Raw genomic sequence first — 14,201 nt, 5'->3', positions numbered from 1 at the left:
ATGTAGACGCCATCCATGTATGAAGATGGAGGTTAGATAGGTGAACATCGGCCGTCAATGGGAACGGGCGCGCCTCTACGATCGGCCCATGCCGGAGACAGGGAGCGAGACAGGCGGCATCCGTGAGGTGAAGTCCGCCGCGCGCACGGTGGAGCTGCTGGAGCTGCTGGCCGCGCGCGGGGACCGCCCGGCACGACTGCAGGAGCTCGCGGACGAGCTGGGCGTGCCGCGCAGTTCGATGTACGCGCTGCTGCAGACCCTGATCTCGCGCGGCTGGGTCCGCACCGACGTCACCGGCTCGCTGTACGGCATCGGCATCCACGCCCTGCTCACCGGCACGAGCTATCTCGACTCCGACCCGCGGGTGCGGGCCGTACGGCCGTATCTCGACGAGGCGTCCGAGGCGCTCGGCGAGACCATCCACCTGGGGCGGCTGGACGGACGGGACGTGGCGTATCTGGCGACGCGGGAGTCGCACGAGTACCTGCGCACGATCAGCCGGGTGGGGCGGCGTCTGCCGGCGCACGTGGGCGCGCTGGGGAAGGCGCTGCTGGCGGAGCGGCCGGACGAGGAGCTGCCCGAGGGGCCGTACGAGGCGCTGACCCCCCGCTCGCACACCAGCAGGGAGGCGCTGGCGGCCGACCTCGCCCGGGTGCGGACGCGGGGCTACTCCGTCGACCGGGAGGAGGGCGTGCCCGGGATCGTCGGCTTCGGGTTCGCGCTGCGCTACGACATCCCCGCGCAGGACGCGATCAGCTGCTCGGTGCCGGTGGCCCGGCTGACGCCGGAGCACGAGGAGCGGATCGTCACGGTGATGCGGGAGATCCGGGCTGAGGCGGAGGCGACGGTGAAGGCGACCGCGCTCGGCGGGGGCGGGTCGGTGCACTGGCGTTAGCGCGCTCTTTTACCCAGTCCGTTCAGGCTCAAACACAAGCGTGCGCCAGATCACACCCTCCGGCCTCGATCATGACTCCCGCCGCTTGATACAAATTGCCCGCGCGTTCCTGTCCGTCGACGGTCGTCGCCCCCTCCCCTTTTCTGAGCCGCTTCTTTCGCATGCCCTGGGAACGCCCGTGTTCGCCCCTCGCACCACCCCCTGGCCCCTCGTCGCCCTTTTCACGGCCGGGTACCTCGCTCCCTATCTGCTGCCGACCACCGTGGGCAGGCTGGACTCGGGACTTCCGCTGACCGCCACGCAGGCGGGTGCCGTCGGCAGTGCGCTGCTGCTCAGTTCGGCGACGGCCGGGTTCGTCCTGGCCTCCCGGGTGGAGCGGATCGGGGCGCGGACCCTGGCACGGGCCGGGCTCGGTCTCGCCGCCCTCGGCTACGGCGCGGCCGCCCTCACCGGCGACGTCCTCGCCGTCGTCGCCGGCATGATCGTGGGCGGTTTCGGGTCCGGTACGGCCACCACGGTCGCCGCCACCGGGATCGCCGCGCAGAGGGACCCCCACCGGGTGACCACGCTGGGGCTGCTCAGCGTCTCCGCGCTCGCGGCTGTCGTCTATCTGACGGTCCCGCACCTCGGTCCGGGGCACGGCCTCCCGCCGGCCGCGATCGCCCTCACCGCGCTCGCCGTGTGGCCCCTGACCGGCCGCATCCCCGTCGGTGCCCCCTCCTCACGGGCCCGCCGGGACCACCACCCGCTCCCCCACCGGGGTGCGGGGACGGTCCTCGCCGCCGCCATGCTGTGCTGGTCCCTCGCGCAGAACTCCCTGTGGGGCGTGAGCGGCCGGATCGGGCTGACGCAGGCGCACCTCGGCGAGGCGACCGTCGGTGCCGTCTTCGCCGTCGCGCTGGGCGCGGGCCTGCTGGGAGTGGTGGGGGCCGGTGCGCTCGGACCGCGGCTGGGGCGTGCCGTGCCCGTCGGGGCGGGCACGGTGCTCATCGCCGGCTGTATCGCACTGAGCGCGTCCGCGACGGGGCTGGTGAGCTTCGCGGCCGGTGAGATCGCCTGGAACACGCTCTACCCGATCGTGCTGTCGTACCTGATCGGCCTCGCCGCCTCCCTCGACCCGCGTGGCCGCTGGGCGGTGCTCGTCGGGTCGGCGTCCTCCCTGGGGACGGCGGCGGGACCGCTGACCGGCAGTCTGCTGTCCGCGCAGGCGGGCTTCCCCGTCATGGGCGCGGTGCTCGGCGCCGGACTGCTGGTGGTCGCCGTTCCGATGACCGCCGTCGCGGTGCGCACGGGCAGGCACGCCCAGGTGTCCGAGGTCGTCGAGATCCTGGTGGAGACCCCGGCCGTTCCCGCCCGGCGCGCCTACGACACGGCGGCGGCCTCCCCGGCCCCCTCGGCCGACTGACGGCTACCCGAACTCGTACGCCTCCACCTCCGCGAGGTACCGCGCCCGCCGCTCCTCGTCGTGTTCCAGGAAGGACGCGGTGAAGGAGTTGCGGGCCAGCTCGCGCAGCCGCTCCTCGGTCAGGCCGAGGGTCTCGCGCACGGCGTCGAAGTTGTCGCCGGCGTAGCCGCCGAAGTAGGCGGGGTCGTCGGAGTTGACCGTGCACAGCAGGCCGGCGTCCAGCATGGCGGGCAGCGGGTGGTCGGCGAGGGTGTCCACCGTGCGGAGCCGGACGTTGGACAGGGGGCACAGCGTCAGCGGGACCCGGTCACGCACGAGCCGTTCGACCAGCGCCGGGTCCTCCATGCAGCGCAGGCCGTGGTCGACGCGTTCGACACCGAGCACGTCGAGGGCCTCGGTGATGTACGCCGGCGGGCCCTCCTCGCCCGCGTGCGCCACCCGCCTCAGGCCGAGGGCGGCGGCGGCCTCGTACACCTCGCGGAACTTCGCCGGCGGGTGCCCGACCTCGGCCGAGTCCAGGCCGACGCCGACGATCCGGTCGAGGTAGGGCCTGGCGGCCTCCAGGGTCTCCCTGGCCGACTCGGCGGACTCGTCGCGCAGGAAGCACATGATCAGCTGGGTCGAGATGCCGTGGTTCTGCTCGCTGCGGCCCAGCGCCCGCCACAGCCCCTCGACGACCGTGCCGATGCCGACGCCGCGCGCGGTGTGCGCCTGCGGATCGAAGAAGATCTCCGCGTGCCGCACGCCCTGCGCGGCGGCGCGGGCGAGGTAGGCGTTCGTGAGGTCCTCGAAGTCCCGCTCGGTGCGCAGGACGGCCATGAGCTCGTAGTACAGGTTCAGGAAGGACTGAAGGTCCTCGAACTGGTACGCCTTGCGCAGGTCGTCCGTGTCCGCGTACGGCAGCTCGACGCCGTTGCGGGCGGCCAGCTCGAACGCCAGCTCGGGCTCCAGGGTGCCTTCGATGTGCAGGTGCAGTTCAGCTTTCGGGAGGGACATCAAAGCATCGTACGGCGGTTTCACCGTCGCTTCGGAACCGGCACTCTGAGCAGATCGTGGGCGACCGTCAGCTCGCCCTCGAACCCGGCGGCCCGTGCCTGCCGCTGGAACTCCTCCGGGTCGGTGTAGCGCTGGCTGAAGTGGGTGAGGACGAGGTGCCGTACGCCCGCGTCCCGGGCCACCGCGGCCGCCTGGCCGGCCGTCAGATGACCGTGCTCTACGGCGAGATCGACGTCCTCGTCCAGGAACGTCGACTCGATGACGAGCATGTCGCAGCCCTCGGCCAGCGCGTACACCCCGTCGCACAGCCGGGTGTCCATGACGAACGCGAACCGCTGGCCGCGGCGGGTCTCACTGACGTCGTCGAGGGAAACGCCGTTCAGCACGCCCTCGCGCTGCAGCCGGCCCACGTCCGGCCCCTTGATGCCGTACGCGGCGAGCCGGTCGGGCAGCATGCGGCGGCCGTCGGGTTCGACCAGGCGGTAGCCGTACGACTCGACGGGGTGGGACAGCTTCCGTGCCTGGAGGCTGTACGCCGGGGTGGCGGCGAGGACGCCGTCGGCGGAGACCGGGGCCTCGATCAGCTGGACCGTCTCCCGGTACGCGGTCGCGTACCGCAGGCGGTTGAAGAACCGCTGCCCGGACTTCGGGTAGTGGGCGGTGACGTCGTGCGGCACCTTGTCGAGGTTGATGCGCTGGATGACCCCGGCGAGGCCCAGCGAGTGATCCCCGTGGAAGTGCGTGACGCAGATCCGGTTCAGGTCGTGCGCGGCGACCCCGGCGCGCAGCATCTGGCGCTGCGTGCCCTCGCCGGGGTCGAACAGGATGCCCTCGCCGTCCCAGCGCAGCAGGTAGCCGTTGTGGTTGCGGTGCCGGGTCGGAACCTGGCTGGCGGTGCCGAGGACCACCAATTCGCGTACAGACACGGTGAGTTGTCCAGGAAGGTCTATCCGGGGGGCCATTCCATGCCGCGTCCGCCCAGGACGTGGGCGTGGGTGTGCCAGACGGTCTGGCCGGCGCCGCTGCCCGTGTTGAAGACGATGCGGTAGCTCTCCAGCTTTTCCTCGTCCGCCACGGCCTGGGTCTCGCGCAGGACGTCCGCCGCGAGGGCCGGGTCGGCTGCGGCGAGCGCGGCGGCGTCCCGGTAGTGCGCCTTGGGGATCACCAGGACGTGGGTGGGCGCCTGGGGGTTTATGTCGCGGAACGCCACGGTCGTCTCCGTCTCGCGGACGATCGTCGCCGGGATCGTCCCCGCGACGATCTTGCAGAACAGGCAGTCGTCCTGCGGTTCCCCTGCCATGCGGTTCCCTCCGGGGGTCGGGCCGTTTACGGGCATCGTATCGTCGCCGACCGCGGGTATTCCGTGGCCGGCCGCGCCTCTCAGCTGGGCAGACCGGGCGGCGTCTTCGCCGGACTGTTCTCCAGCGCCTCCAGCGCCAGTCTGATCGCCTCGTCCAACTGCGCGTCCCGCCCCGCCGCGTAGTCCTGCGGCCGCTGCACGACCTCCACGTCCGGATCCACGCCGTGGTTCTCCACACCCCACTCGTAACCCTCCAGCCAGAACGCGTACTTCGGCTGGGTGACGAGGGTGCCGTCGACGAGGCGGTAGCGGCTGTCGATGCCGATGACGCCGCCCCAGGTGCGGGTGCCGACGACCGGGCCGAGGCCGAGGGCCCGGATGGCCGCGTTGACGATGTCGCCGTCGGAGCCGGAGAACTCGTTGGCGACGGCGACGACCGGGCCGCGGGGCGCGTCCTCCGGGTAGCTGTAGGGCCGCATTCCGCGCGGCACGGCCCAGCCGACGATCCGGCGCGCCAGTTTCTCGACGACCAGCTGCGAGGTGTGCCCGCCGCGGTTCTCCCGGACGTCCACGACCAGGCCCTCCCGGGCCACCTCGACCCGCAGGTCGCGGTGGATCTGGGCCCAGCCGGGCGCCTGCATGTCGGGCACGTGCAGATAGCCGAGCCGGCCGCCGGACTTCTCGTGGACGTACGCCCGCCGGTCGGCGACCCAGGCGTGGTAGCGCAGCGGCTCCTCGTCGGCGACGGGGACGACGACGGCGTGCCGCAGGTCGCCGCCTCCGGACGGGGAGATGGTCAGCTCGACCGGCTTGCCCGCCGTACCGACCAGGAGCGGGCCGGGTCCGGTCACCGGGTCGACCTGCTGTCCGGCGACGGCGACGATCGCGTCCCCGGCGCGCACCGCGACGCCGGGCGCGGCGAGCGGGGAGCGGGCCTCGGGGTCGGAGGTCTCCGAGGGCAGGATCCGGTCGATGCGCCAACTGCCGTCGCGGTGGCGGGAGATGTCGGCGCCGAGCAGCCCCTGCCGGGCGCCGCCGCCGTAGCCGCCGCGCGGGGTGACGTAGGCGTGCGAGGTGCCCAGCTCGCCGTGCACCTCCCACAGCAGGTCCACCAGGTCGTCGTGGGTGGCGACGCGCTCCAGCACCGGCCGGTAGCGGTCGAGGACGCCGTCCCAGTCGACGCCGTTCATGTCCGGCCGCCAGAAGTGGTCCCGCATGATGCGGCCGGTCTCCTGGTACATCTGCCGCCACTCGGCCGCCGGGTCGACGATCTGCCGTACGCGGCCGAGGTCGACGGTGATGTTGCTGTCGCTGTCGTCGTCGCCGGAGGCCCGCCGGTCGCTGGGCACGACCTTCAGGCGCCCGTCGGTCCACAGCAGCAGCCGCTTGCCGTCGCCGCTGACCTCGAAGTGATCGGCGTCGGCCGCGAGGTGCTCGATGCGCTGCTGGGCGAGGTCGTAGCGCTCCAGTTCGGTCTTGGGGTCGGGGTCGTCCGGGGTGGCCCGGGAGGCGCCGAGGACGCCGATCACCGGGTGCCGCAGCCACAGCACACCGTCCTTCGCGGCCCGCAGGTTGGAGTAGCGGGCGGCCTCGACCGGGAACGGCACGATGCGGTCGGCGATGCCTTCGAGGTCGATGCGTGTGGTGGGGGTGCCCTCGCTGTCCGGGGTCTCCTCACGGTCGGGCGTCTCGAAGGGGCGGCCGTGGCGTTGCGGGCCGAAGGGTGAGGGGGTGGTCGCGGCGAGCGTGATGAGGTGCGGGCGGGCGCCCTCGACGAACGCCAGATCGAAGACGTGTTCGTCGTAGACGGGGTCGAAGGAGCGGGTCGACAGGAACGCCAGGTGCTTGCCGTCGAGGGTGAACGCGGGGGCGTAGTCCTGGAAGCGGAGCGGGGTCGCCTCGGTGACCGACAGGTCGGTGGTGTTGGCGAGCTTCAGCTGGCACAGGGGGCGCGGGCCGGGGTGCGACCAGGCGAGCCAGGTCGAGTCGGGTGAGAAGACCAGCCCGGAGACGTCCCCGTCCTCGCTGCGGTCCACCTCCCGCACCTCGCCGGTCTCCCGCTCCACGAGCAGCACGCGCCCGTCGTGCGAGGCGACCGCGGCCCGGCTGCCGTCGGGCGCCATGGCGAGCTCCAGGACCCGCCCCAGTTGCCCTGCGGCGAGGCGGCGGGGAGTCGCACCGGGGATCGAGCCGGTGGCGGGCGCGAACTCCAGGGCGTCGTCGCCCTCTGCGTCCGTCACCCACACCACCCACTCCTCGCCGTCCGCGCGGAAGGTGCGGGGCCGCCGGGCCCGTACGCCGGGCTGCGCGGCCAGCGCGCGGGCCGGACCGGAGCGGTGGGTGACCCAGTGCACGGCACCGCGGACGCAGACGGCGCTGCCGCGCGCGGTGTGGTCGGGGGAGGCCGAGCCGAACCAGCGGGAGGCGTTCACCGGGTACGGCTGGAGGTCGACGCGCTGCCCGCCGAGCCGGACGTCGAGCCGGCGCGGCTCGGCCCCGTCCAGGTCGTCCAGCAGCCACAGCTCACCGACACAGGAGTACACGACCCGGGTGCCGTCGGTGGCCGCGTGCCGGGCGTAGAAGCCGTCGAGCGGAGTGTGCCGCCGCAGGTCGGAGCCGTCGGCGAGGGAGGAGTACAGCGCGCCGGTGCCCTCGTGGTCGGAGAGGAAGGCGATCCGCTCCCCGACCCACAGGGGATACTCGACGTTCCCGTCCAGCTCCTCGTGCAGCCGTACGAACTCGCCCTCGCCCTCCCGGTCGATCCACAGCTTGCCCGCCGTACCGCCCCGGTAGCGCTTCCACCAGGCGGCCTCGCGGCCCATCGGCGCGGACAGCAGCACGGTGTGCGGGCCGTACGCGACGTCACCGACGGGCCCGTACGGCAGGGTGTCGGCCGGGCCGCCGTCGAGCGGGACGGCGCGGGCCCAGCTGCGGCGCAGGCTGGCCTGGCCGTGGGTGGTGATGGCGAGGACCCGGCCGTCCGGGGTCCAGCCGCGGACCTGGGTCTTCCAGCTGCCCCAGTGGGTGAGGCGCCGGGCGGGGCCGCCGTCGACGGGGGCGATGTGCACCTCGGGGGCGCCGTCGCGGGTGGAGGTCCAGGCGATGGTGGCGCCGTCCGGCGAGATGCGCGGCTGGGTCACCGGCACGTTGTCGGCGCTGACCCGCCAGGCCCGCCCGCCGTCGAGCGGCGCGAGCCACACGTCGTCCTCGGCCGTGAAGGCCACCAACTCGCCGTGCAGGTGGGGGAAACGGAGATACGCAGGGGATGCGGCCGTTGCAGACAGTGCGGACTGTGTCACCCGGTCACCCTATTCAGCGGCGGGCCCGGCGGACAGGGGTTTGGATCACTTGTCACTTCCCCTGGGGCCAGCACTCGGGGTTCTTCTGGCACCAGATGGTCTTGGTGACGGTCACCGTGACGGTGGGGCCGGGCCGGCCCGGGGCCGGGTTGCCGACGGGCGGGGGGCTGGTGGCGTCGCAGTCCCCGAGCCCGTCGACGTGGAACCACACCTTGCCGTCCACCTTGGCGGTGAGGTCCCCGCGCACACAGGCGCCGTCCACCGCGTGGGTGACCTTGCCGGTGACGTCGATGTCCTTGCCGTCGCCCGTCTCGCCCTGGCAGTCGACGGTGGCGACGGTGTCCTCGCTCGCGGAGGGCGAGGCGGACCGGGAACGGTCCCCGTAGGAGGCGGTGCAGGTGAGCCAGCGGACGTCCGCCTTCTGCCGGTTGAGTTCCTTCGTCACCGTCTCGTCGGTCGTGTACGCCACCGCAGCGGAACTCAGCCCGCCCGGCTCACAGGCGACGACCCCCACCATGGCGACCGCCGCGAACCCCACCACGACCGACACATGCCTCAATGCCCCCATGGAGGGGAGCCTGCCACCGACGCGGGCGGTGCGGTAGGGCGCATACGGTCACGCTCGCGCCGTTCGCCGACGCACCGGCCCCCCAGGTCCTCAGGTCCGCATCAGCAGCCACTCCTGCAGTTCCACCAGATTGCCCTCGGGGTCCTTGAGGTGGGCGACGCGCATGCGGTCCGTCATGGGGGCCGGGCCGTGCAGGAGGGTCGCGCCGCGGGAGGTGATCTGCTCGCAGTAGGTGGCCAGGTCGTCGACGCGCAGCACCACCAGGGAACGGTGCCCGGTCGCCGAGTCGCCCAGCTCGTCGAGGACCTCGGCCATCATCCGCCGGTCCTGCAGCGCGATGCCCGCCGAGCCGGTGATGGGGCTGAACTTCTCGTACGGCCCGTCCGCCGCGCCCGACTGCGGCTTGAGGCCCAGGACGTCGGCGTAGAAGCGGTAGCAGGCGGGGAAGTCGGTGACGAGCAGCCGTACCTGTGCGAGTTCCACGGTGTACCTCCGGTGTTCAGGACCACCGCCCGGTGCGGGCGAGGAGCACGGACGCCGCCGCTGTCCCGGCGGTCGAGGTGCGCAGCACGCTGCGCCCCAGGCGGTAGGCCCGCGCGCCCGCGTCCGCGAAGAGCGCCAACTCCTCGGGCGCGACACCCCCTTCGGGCCCGACGACCAGCACGATGTCCCCCTCGGCGGGAAGTCCGGCCGTCGCCAGCGGTTCGTCACCGCTCTCGTGGAGTACGGCGGCGAAGTCGGCGTCGGCGAGAAGTGAGGCAACCTGTTTGGTCGTCGCCGCGTCCGCGACCTCGGGGAAGCGGACCCGGCGGGACTGCTTGCCGGCCTCGCGGGCCGTCGCCCGCCACTTGGCGAGCGCCTTCAGCCCGCGGTCGCCCTTCCACTGCGTGATGCAGCGCGCGGCCGCCCACGGCACGATCACGTCGACGCCGACCTCGGTCATGGTCTCGACCGCCAGCTCACCGCGGTCGCCCTTGGGGAGGGCCTGGACGACGGTGATGCGGGGCTGCTCGGCCGGCTCCTCGTGGACGCTCTCCAGGTCCGTCACGACCAGCCGGTCCTTGCCCTCGGCGGCCTTGACGACACCCTCCGCCCAGCTCCCCCGCCCGTCCGTGAGGACGACGTCCTCGCCGGGCCGCAGCCGCTTGACGGAGACGGCGTGCCGGCCCTCGGGACCGTCGAGGACGTACTCCGGCCCGATGCCGTCCAGCCGGTCGACCACGAACACCGGCGCGGTCATCGGACGCCACCCCCCGGCAACGCGGCACGGGCCGCCTCCAGTTCGGCCGCCAGCACCTCCACCAGTTGTCCGGCGGGCAGCTCCCGGGCCATCCGGTGCCCCTGCCCCGCCCACAGCGCCATGCCCTGCGCGTCACCGGCCTTGGCGGCCGCCTTCCGCAGCGGCGCGGTGATGTGGTGGACCTCCGGGTAGGCGGCGGGGGCGTACGGGCCGTGCTCGCGCAGGAACCGGTTGACCAGGCCGCGGGCCGGGCGGCCGGAGAACGCGCGGGTCAGCTCCGTCCGTACGAACAGGGGATTGGTCAGCGCCTGCTTGTGCAGGGCGTTGGCGCCCGACTCGTGCGTGGCCAGGAACGCGGTCCCGAGCTGGGCCGCGCTCGCGCCGGCCGCGAGCACCGCGGCGATCTGGCTGCCGCGCATGATGCCGCCGGCGGCGACGATCGGCAGGCTCACCGCCTCACGGACCTGGGCGACCAGTGACAGCAGCCCGATGCCGGAACCGTCCGTCTCCGGGATGTCGCGGTGGGTGCCCTGGTGGCCGCCGGCCTCCACGCCCTGCGCGATCACCGCGTCGGCCCCGGCCCGCTCGACGGCTCGGGCCTCCTCGGCGGTGGTCGCGGTGACCAGGGTGAAGGTTCCGGCGCGGTGGAGGGAGTCGATGACCTCGCGGCTCGGTACGCCGAAGTGGAACGACACCACGGGCACCGGGTTGTCGAGCAGCACCGCGAGTTTGGCGTCGTAGCCGTCGTCCCGTCCGCTGTCCGGGTCGCCCAGCTCCGTCTCGTACCAGGTGGCCTCGCCGGCCAGCTGGTGGGCGTAGACGTCGATGGCGGCGGGGTCGGCGTACTCCGGCTGCGGCATGAAGAGGTTCACGCCGAAGGGGCGGCTCGTCAGGCTCCGCAGCTGCTTGATCTCCTGGTACATCCCGTCGGCCGTCTTGTACCCGGCGGCCAGGAACCCGAGCCCCCCGGCCTCCGACACGGCGGCGGCGAGCTGCGGCACGGAGACGCCACCCGCCATGGGGGCCTGCACGATCGGATGCGGGAAGAGATCGGTCAGCGCGGAGGACATGACCGCATGTTGTCACGTCCTCCGGAGAGGTCCGAATCGGGGCATCCGTCTGGCACAGGCCAGTGACAAGGGGTTCGGGGGCGCCTCCAGTACTTGGCGGGACGCACCCGGCCCCTTCCAACGGTCACCGCCCGTTGAACGCGTCCTTCAACCGCGAGAACAGCCCCTGCTGCCCCGGCTGACTGTGCCCACCCGGGGGCCAACCCCCGGACCCCCGGCCACCTGGCCGCCCAGGTCAGCGACCGTTGAACGCGTCCTTCAACCGCGAGAACAGCCCTTGCTGCCCCGGCTGACTGTGCCCACCCGGGGGCCAACCCCCGGACCCCCGGCCACCTGGCCGCCCACGTCAGCGACCGTTGAACGCGTCCTTCAACCGCGAGAACAGCCCTTGCTGCCCCGGCTGGAACTGCCCCTGGGGCCGTTCCTCGCCCCGTAGCTTGGCCAGCTCGCGCAGGAGGCGTTCCTGGTCGGGGTCGAGCTTGGTCGGGGTCGTGACCTCGACATGGACGATGAGGTCGCCCCGGCCGCCGCCGCGCAGATGGGTGACACCGCGGCCGTGCAGCGGGATCGACTGGCCGGACTGGGTGCCCGGGCGGATGTCGACCTCCTCCATGCCGTCCAGCGTCTCCAGCGGCACCTTGGTGCCGAGGGCCGCCGCCGTCATCGGGATCGTCACCGTGCAGTGCAGGTCGTCGCCGCGCCGCTGGAAGGTCGGGTGCGGGAGTTCGTGGATCTCGACGTAGAGGTCACCGGCCGGACCGCCACCCGGGCCGACCTCGCCCTCACCGGCGAGCTGGATCCGCGTGCCGTTGTCGACACCGGCCGGGATCTTCACGGTCAGCGTGCGGCGGGAGCGGACCCGCCCGTCGCCGGCGCACTCCGGGCACGGCGTCGGCACCACGGTGCCGAAGCCCTGGCACTGCGGGCAGGGACGCGAGGTCATGACCTGGCCGAGGAACGACCGCGTGACCTGCGACACCTCACCGCGGCCGCGGCACATGTCACATGTCTGGGCCGAGGTCCCCGGCGCCGCGCCCTCACCGCTGCACGTGGTGCAGACGACCGCCGTGTCGACCTGGAGGTCCTTGGTCGTGCCGAAGGCCGCCTCGTCGAGCTCGACCTCGATCCGGATCATCGCGTCCTGGCCCCGGCGCGTACGCGAGCGCGGCCCGCGCTGCGACGCCGTACCGAAGAACGCGTCCATGATGTCGGAGAAGTTCCCGAAGCCACCGGCCCCGAAGCCGCCCGCGCCGCCACCGCCGGACTGCGAGAGCGGGTCGCCGCCGAGGTCGTAGACCTGCTTCTTCTGCGGGTCCGACAGCACCTCGTAAGCGGCGTTGATCTCCTTGAACCGCTCCTGGGTCTTCGGATCGGGGTTGACGTCCGGGTGCAGCTCGCGCGCGAGCCGCCGGAAGGCCTTCTTGATCTCTTCCTGCGACGCGTCACGGCGCACGCCGAGTACGGCGTAGTAGTCCGTGGCCACCTACGACTCCGCCAGGATCTGTCCGACGTACCGTGCCACTGCGCGTACCGCTCCCATCGTTCCCGGGTAGTCCATGCGGGTCGGTCCGACCACGCCGAGCTTGGCAACCGCCTCGCCGCCCGAACCGTAGCCCACCGACACGACGGACGTGGAGTTGAGTCCTTCGTGGGCGTTCTCGTGACCGATACGGACGGTCACACCCGGATCCTTCGCCTCGCCCAGCAGCTTGAGGAGCACGACCTGCTCCTCAAGGGCCTCCAGGACGGGCCGGATCGTGAGGGGGAAGTCGTGCGCGAAGCGGGTCAGATTGGCGGTGCCGCCGATCATCAGCCGCTCCTCGTTCTCCTCGACCAGGGTCTCCAGGAGAGTGGAGAGCACCGTGGAGACCGTACCGCGGTCGTCGGACTCGAAGGCCTCCGGCAGATCCTCCACCAGGCTCGGCACATCCGTGAACCGGCGGCCCGCGACCCGGCTGTTGAGCCGCGCGCGCAGATCCGCGAGAGACGCCTCACCGAAGGGCGCCGGGCAGTCGACGACCCGCTGCTCGACCCGCCCGGTGTCCGTGATCAGCACCAGCATCACCCGCGCCGGCGCGAGCGACAGCAGCTCCACGTGCCGCACGGTGGACCGGGTCAGCGACGGATACTGCACCACGGCGACCTGCCGGGTCAGCTGCGCGAGCAGCCGCACCGTGCGCGCCACCACGTCGTCCAGGTCGACGGCGCCCTCAAGGAAGTTCTGGATGGCCCGCCGCTCGGGCGCGGTCATCGGCTTGACGCCCGCGAGCTTGTCCACGAAGAGCCGGTAGCCCTTGTCGGTGGGGATGCGCCCGGCACTGGTGTGCGGCTGGGCGATGTACCCCTCCTCCTCCAGGGCCGCCATGTCGTTGCGCACGGTGGCCGGGGAGACGCCGAGGTTGTGCCGCTCGGTCAGGGCCTTGGAGCCGACGGGCTCCTCGGTGCCGACGTAGTCCTGGACGATGGCGCGCAGCACCTGAAGCCTGCGTTCACTGAGCATCCGCGCACACCTCCAGAAGTCGTCCGCCTGGTGTCTTCCCTGGTCTTTCCTGGCACTCGGCGCGCGTGAGTGCCAGACTTCCCCGGCCAGTGTACGGCGGTGGGGTGCGCCCCGGGCAAGGCAGGTCGCGAGCCCCCGTGCCGCACGGGTGGGCCACCGCTAGCGTCGCCGTATGACGCTGACTTGGGAAGAGCTGGGGTGGCAGCGGTTGGCCGCCGGGGTGGGGCGGTGCCGGCTGCCGGTGTGGGACTGCACGGCGGGGCTGGTCGCCGGCGAGGGCGCGGTGCTCGTGATCGACGCGGGATCGAGCCTGGCCGAGGGCGCGCGGCTGCGGGCGCAGGCGCAGCGGCTCGCCGGTCACCGTGTGACGCATCTCGCGCTGACCCACCCCCACTTCGACCATGTCTTCGGGGCGGCGGCGTTCGCGGGCGCGGAGGTGTTCGGGGCGGTCGGCGTGGACGCGGTGTTCACGCGCGTACGGGACCGTGAGGAGCTGCGCGCGGACGCGGTCCGCAACGGCCTGGACGAGGGGGCGGCCCGGGAGGCGGTGGACGCGCTGGTCCCGCCCCGCCATCCGGTGAGCGGCGAGTGGACCCTCGACCTGGGCGGCGGCCGTCAGGTCCTGCTGGCGAACGTGGGGCCCGGCCACACCGCCCACGACCTCGCGGTCCTGGTCCCCGGCGCCCCGGAGGTCGTCTTCTGCGGCGACCTCGTCGAGGAGTCGGGCGATCCCCAGGCGGGCCCCGACGCCGTACCGGCCCGCTGGCCCGCGGCCCTGGACCGCCTGCTGGCCCTCGGTGGCGAAAAAGCGCTGTACGTGCCCGGTCACGGGGCGGTGGTGGACGCGGCGTTCGTCCGGGCCCAGCGGGACGCGTTGGCGGCCCGTTTCGGCGTGTCGGGTGACTGAGAGCGGGAGTGTTCCTATCGT

General features: G+C 72.8%; 13 protein-coding genes. 3 read left to right on the top strand and 10 right to left on the bottom strand.

All coding sequences use genetic code 11. The features are described 5' to 3' along the window. Window positions 1-88: 88 nt before the first annotated feature. A complete protein-coding gene (locus NW895_RS39570; protein WP_289941979.1) occupies window positions 89-895 on the top strand; it encodes an IclR family transcriptional regulator in 807 nt (268 codons plus the stop codon). A gap of 178 nt (window positions 896-1,073) precedes the next feature. After that, on the top strand, window positions 1,074-2,300 hold the full coding sequence (locus NW895_RS39565) for an MFS transporter (RefSeq protein ID WP_289941978.1): 1,227 nt from the start codon (window positions 1,074-1,076) through the stop codon (window positions 2,298-2,300). 3 nt (window positions 2,301-2,303) lie between these two features. On the opposite strand, the gene NW895_RS39560 is transcribed toward NW895_RS39565, so the two are convergent. The 10 genes from NW895_RS39560 to hrcA form a co-directional block, all read right to left on the bottom strand. Continuing rightward, window positions 2,304-3,296, bottom strand: a complete 993-nt coding sequence (locus NW895_RS39560; RefSeq protein WP_289941977.1) for an adenosine deaminase — start codon at window positions 3,294-3,296, stop codon at window positions 2,304-2,306. 20 nt (window positions 3,297-3,316) lie between these two features. Then, entirely contained in the window at window positions 3,317-4,222 is a 906-nt protein-coding gene (locus NW895_RS39555) for a ribonuclease Z (RefSeq protein WP_289941975.1), read from the bottom strand. 20 nt (window positions 4,223-4,242) lie between these two features. Continuing rightward, window positions 4,243-4,596, bottom strand: a complete 354-nt coding sequence (locus tag NW895_RS39550) for a histidine triad nucleotide-binding protein (RefSeq protein WP_289941974.1) — start codon at window positions 4,594-4,596, stop codon at window positions 4,243-4,245. A gap of 80 nt (window positions 4,597-4,676) precedes the next feature. Continuing rightward, window positions 4,677-7,895: a S41 family peptidase gene (locus NW895_RS39545; RefSeq protein ID WP_289941973.1), complete on the bottom strand. Its 3,219-nt coding sequence runs from the start codon at window positions 7,893-7,895 to the stop codon at window positions 4,677-4,679. A gap of 52 nt (window positions 7,896-7,947) precedes the next feature. Next, on the bottom strand, window positions 7,948-8,463 hold the full coding sequence (locus tag NW895_RS39540) for a hypothetical protein (protein WP_289941971.1): 516 nt from the start codon (window positions 8,461-8,463) through the stop codon (window positions 7,948-7,950). 90 nt (window positions 8,464-8,553) lie between these two features. Continuing rightward, window positions 8,554-8,946: a VOC family protein gene (locus tag NW895_RS39535; RefSeq protein ID WP_289941969.1), complete on the bottom strand. Its 393-nt coding sequence runs from the start codon at window positions 8,944-8,946 to the stop codon at window positions 8,554-8,556. Window positions 8,947-8,962: 16 nt separating this feature from the next. Further along, complete coding sequence (locus NW895_RS39530; RefSeq protein WP_289941966.1) at window positions 8,963-9,703, bottom strand: 16S rRNA (uracil(1498)-N(3))-methyltransferase; 741 nt, start codon at window positions 9,701-9,703, stop codon at window positions 8,963-8,965. After that, window positions 9,700-10,773 (bottom strand): nitronate monooxygenase, encoded by a 1,074-nt coding sequence (locus NW895_RS39525; protein ID WP_289941964.1) that lies wholly within the window; start codon window positions 10,771-10,773, stop codon window positions 9,700-9,702. The genes NW895_RS39530 and NW895_RS39525 overlap by 4 nt, the downstream gene beginning before the upstream one ends. A gap of 346 nt (window positions 10,774-11,119) precedes the next feature. After that, window positions 11,120-12,256 carry a molecular chaperone DnaJ gene (gene dnaJ, locus NW895_RS39520; RefSeq protein WP_289941963.1) on the bottom strand — a complete coding sequence of 379 codons (1,137 nt, stop codon included), beginning with the start codon at window positions 12,254-12,256 and terminating at the stop codon, window positions 11,120-11,122. Continuing rightward, entirely contained in the window at window positions 12,257-13,273 is a 1,017-nt protein-coding gene (gene hrcA / locus NW895_RS39515) for a heat-inducible transcriptional repressor HrcA (RefSeq protein WP_289941962.1), read from the bottom strand. 172 nt (window positions 13,274-13,445) lie between these two features. Between hrcA and NW895_RS39510 the strand changes: the two genes are divergently transcribed. Next, a complete protein-coding gene (locus NW895_RS39510; RefSeq protein ID WP_289941961.1) occupies window positions 13,446-14,180 on the top strand; it encodes an MBL fold metallo-hydrolase in 735 nt (244 codons plus the stop codon). Window positions 14,181-14,201 lie beyond the last annotated feature (21 nt).

This window comes from Streptomyces sp. S.PNR 29 (genome assembly GCF_030386795.1).
Classification (GTDB): Bacteria; Actinomycetota; Actinomycetes; order Streptomycetales; family Streptomycetaceae; genus Streptomyces.
This window is presented reverse-complemented; position numbering and strand designations above follow the sequence as displayed.

Coding starts and splice junctions, on each gene's coding strand:
- NW895_RS39570 (WP_289941979.1), top strand. CDS start 89: ATGCCGGAGACAGGGAGCGAGACAGGCGGCATCCGTGAGGTGAAGTCC.
- NW895_RS39560 (WP_289941977.1), bottom strand. CDS start 3,296: ATGTCCCTCCCGAAAGCTGAACTGCACCTGCACATCGAAGGCACCCTG.
- NW895_RS39550 (WP_289941974.1), bottom strand. CDS start 4,596: ATGGCAGGGGAACCGCAGGACGACTGCCTGTTCTGCAAGATCGTCGCG.
- NW895_RS39540 (WP_289941971.1), bottom strand. CDS start 8,463: ATGGGGGCATTGAGGCATGTGTCGGTCGTGGTGGGGTTCGCGGCGGTC.
- NW895_RS39530 (WP_289941966.1), bottom strand. CDS start 9,703: ATGACCGCGCCGGTGTTCGTGGTCGACCGGCTGGACGGCATCGGGCCG.
- NW895_RS39525 (WP_289941964.1), bottom strand. CDS start 10,773: ATGTCCTCCGCGCTGACCGATCTCTTCCCGCATCCGATCGTGCAGGCC.
- hrcA (WP_289941962.1), bottom strand. CDS start 13,273: ATGCTCAGTGAACGCAGGCTTCAGGTGCTGCGCGCCATCGTCCAGGAC.
- NW895_RS39510 (WP_289941961.1), top strand. CDS start 13,446: ATGACGCTGACTTGGGAAGAGCTGGGGTGGCAGCGGTTGGCCGCCGGG.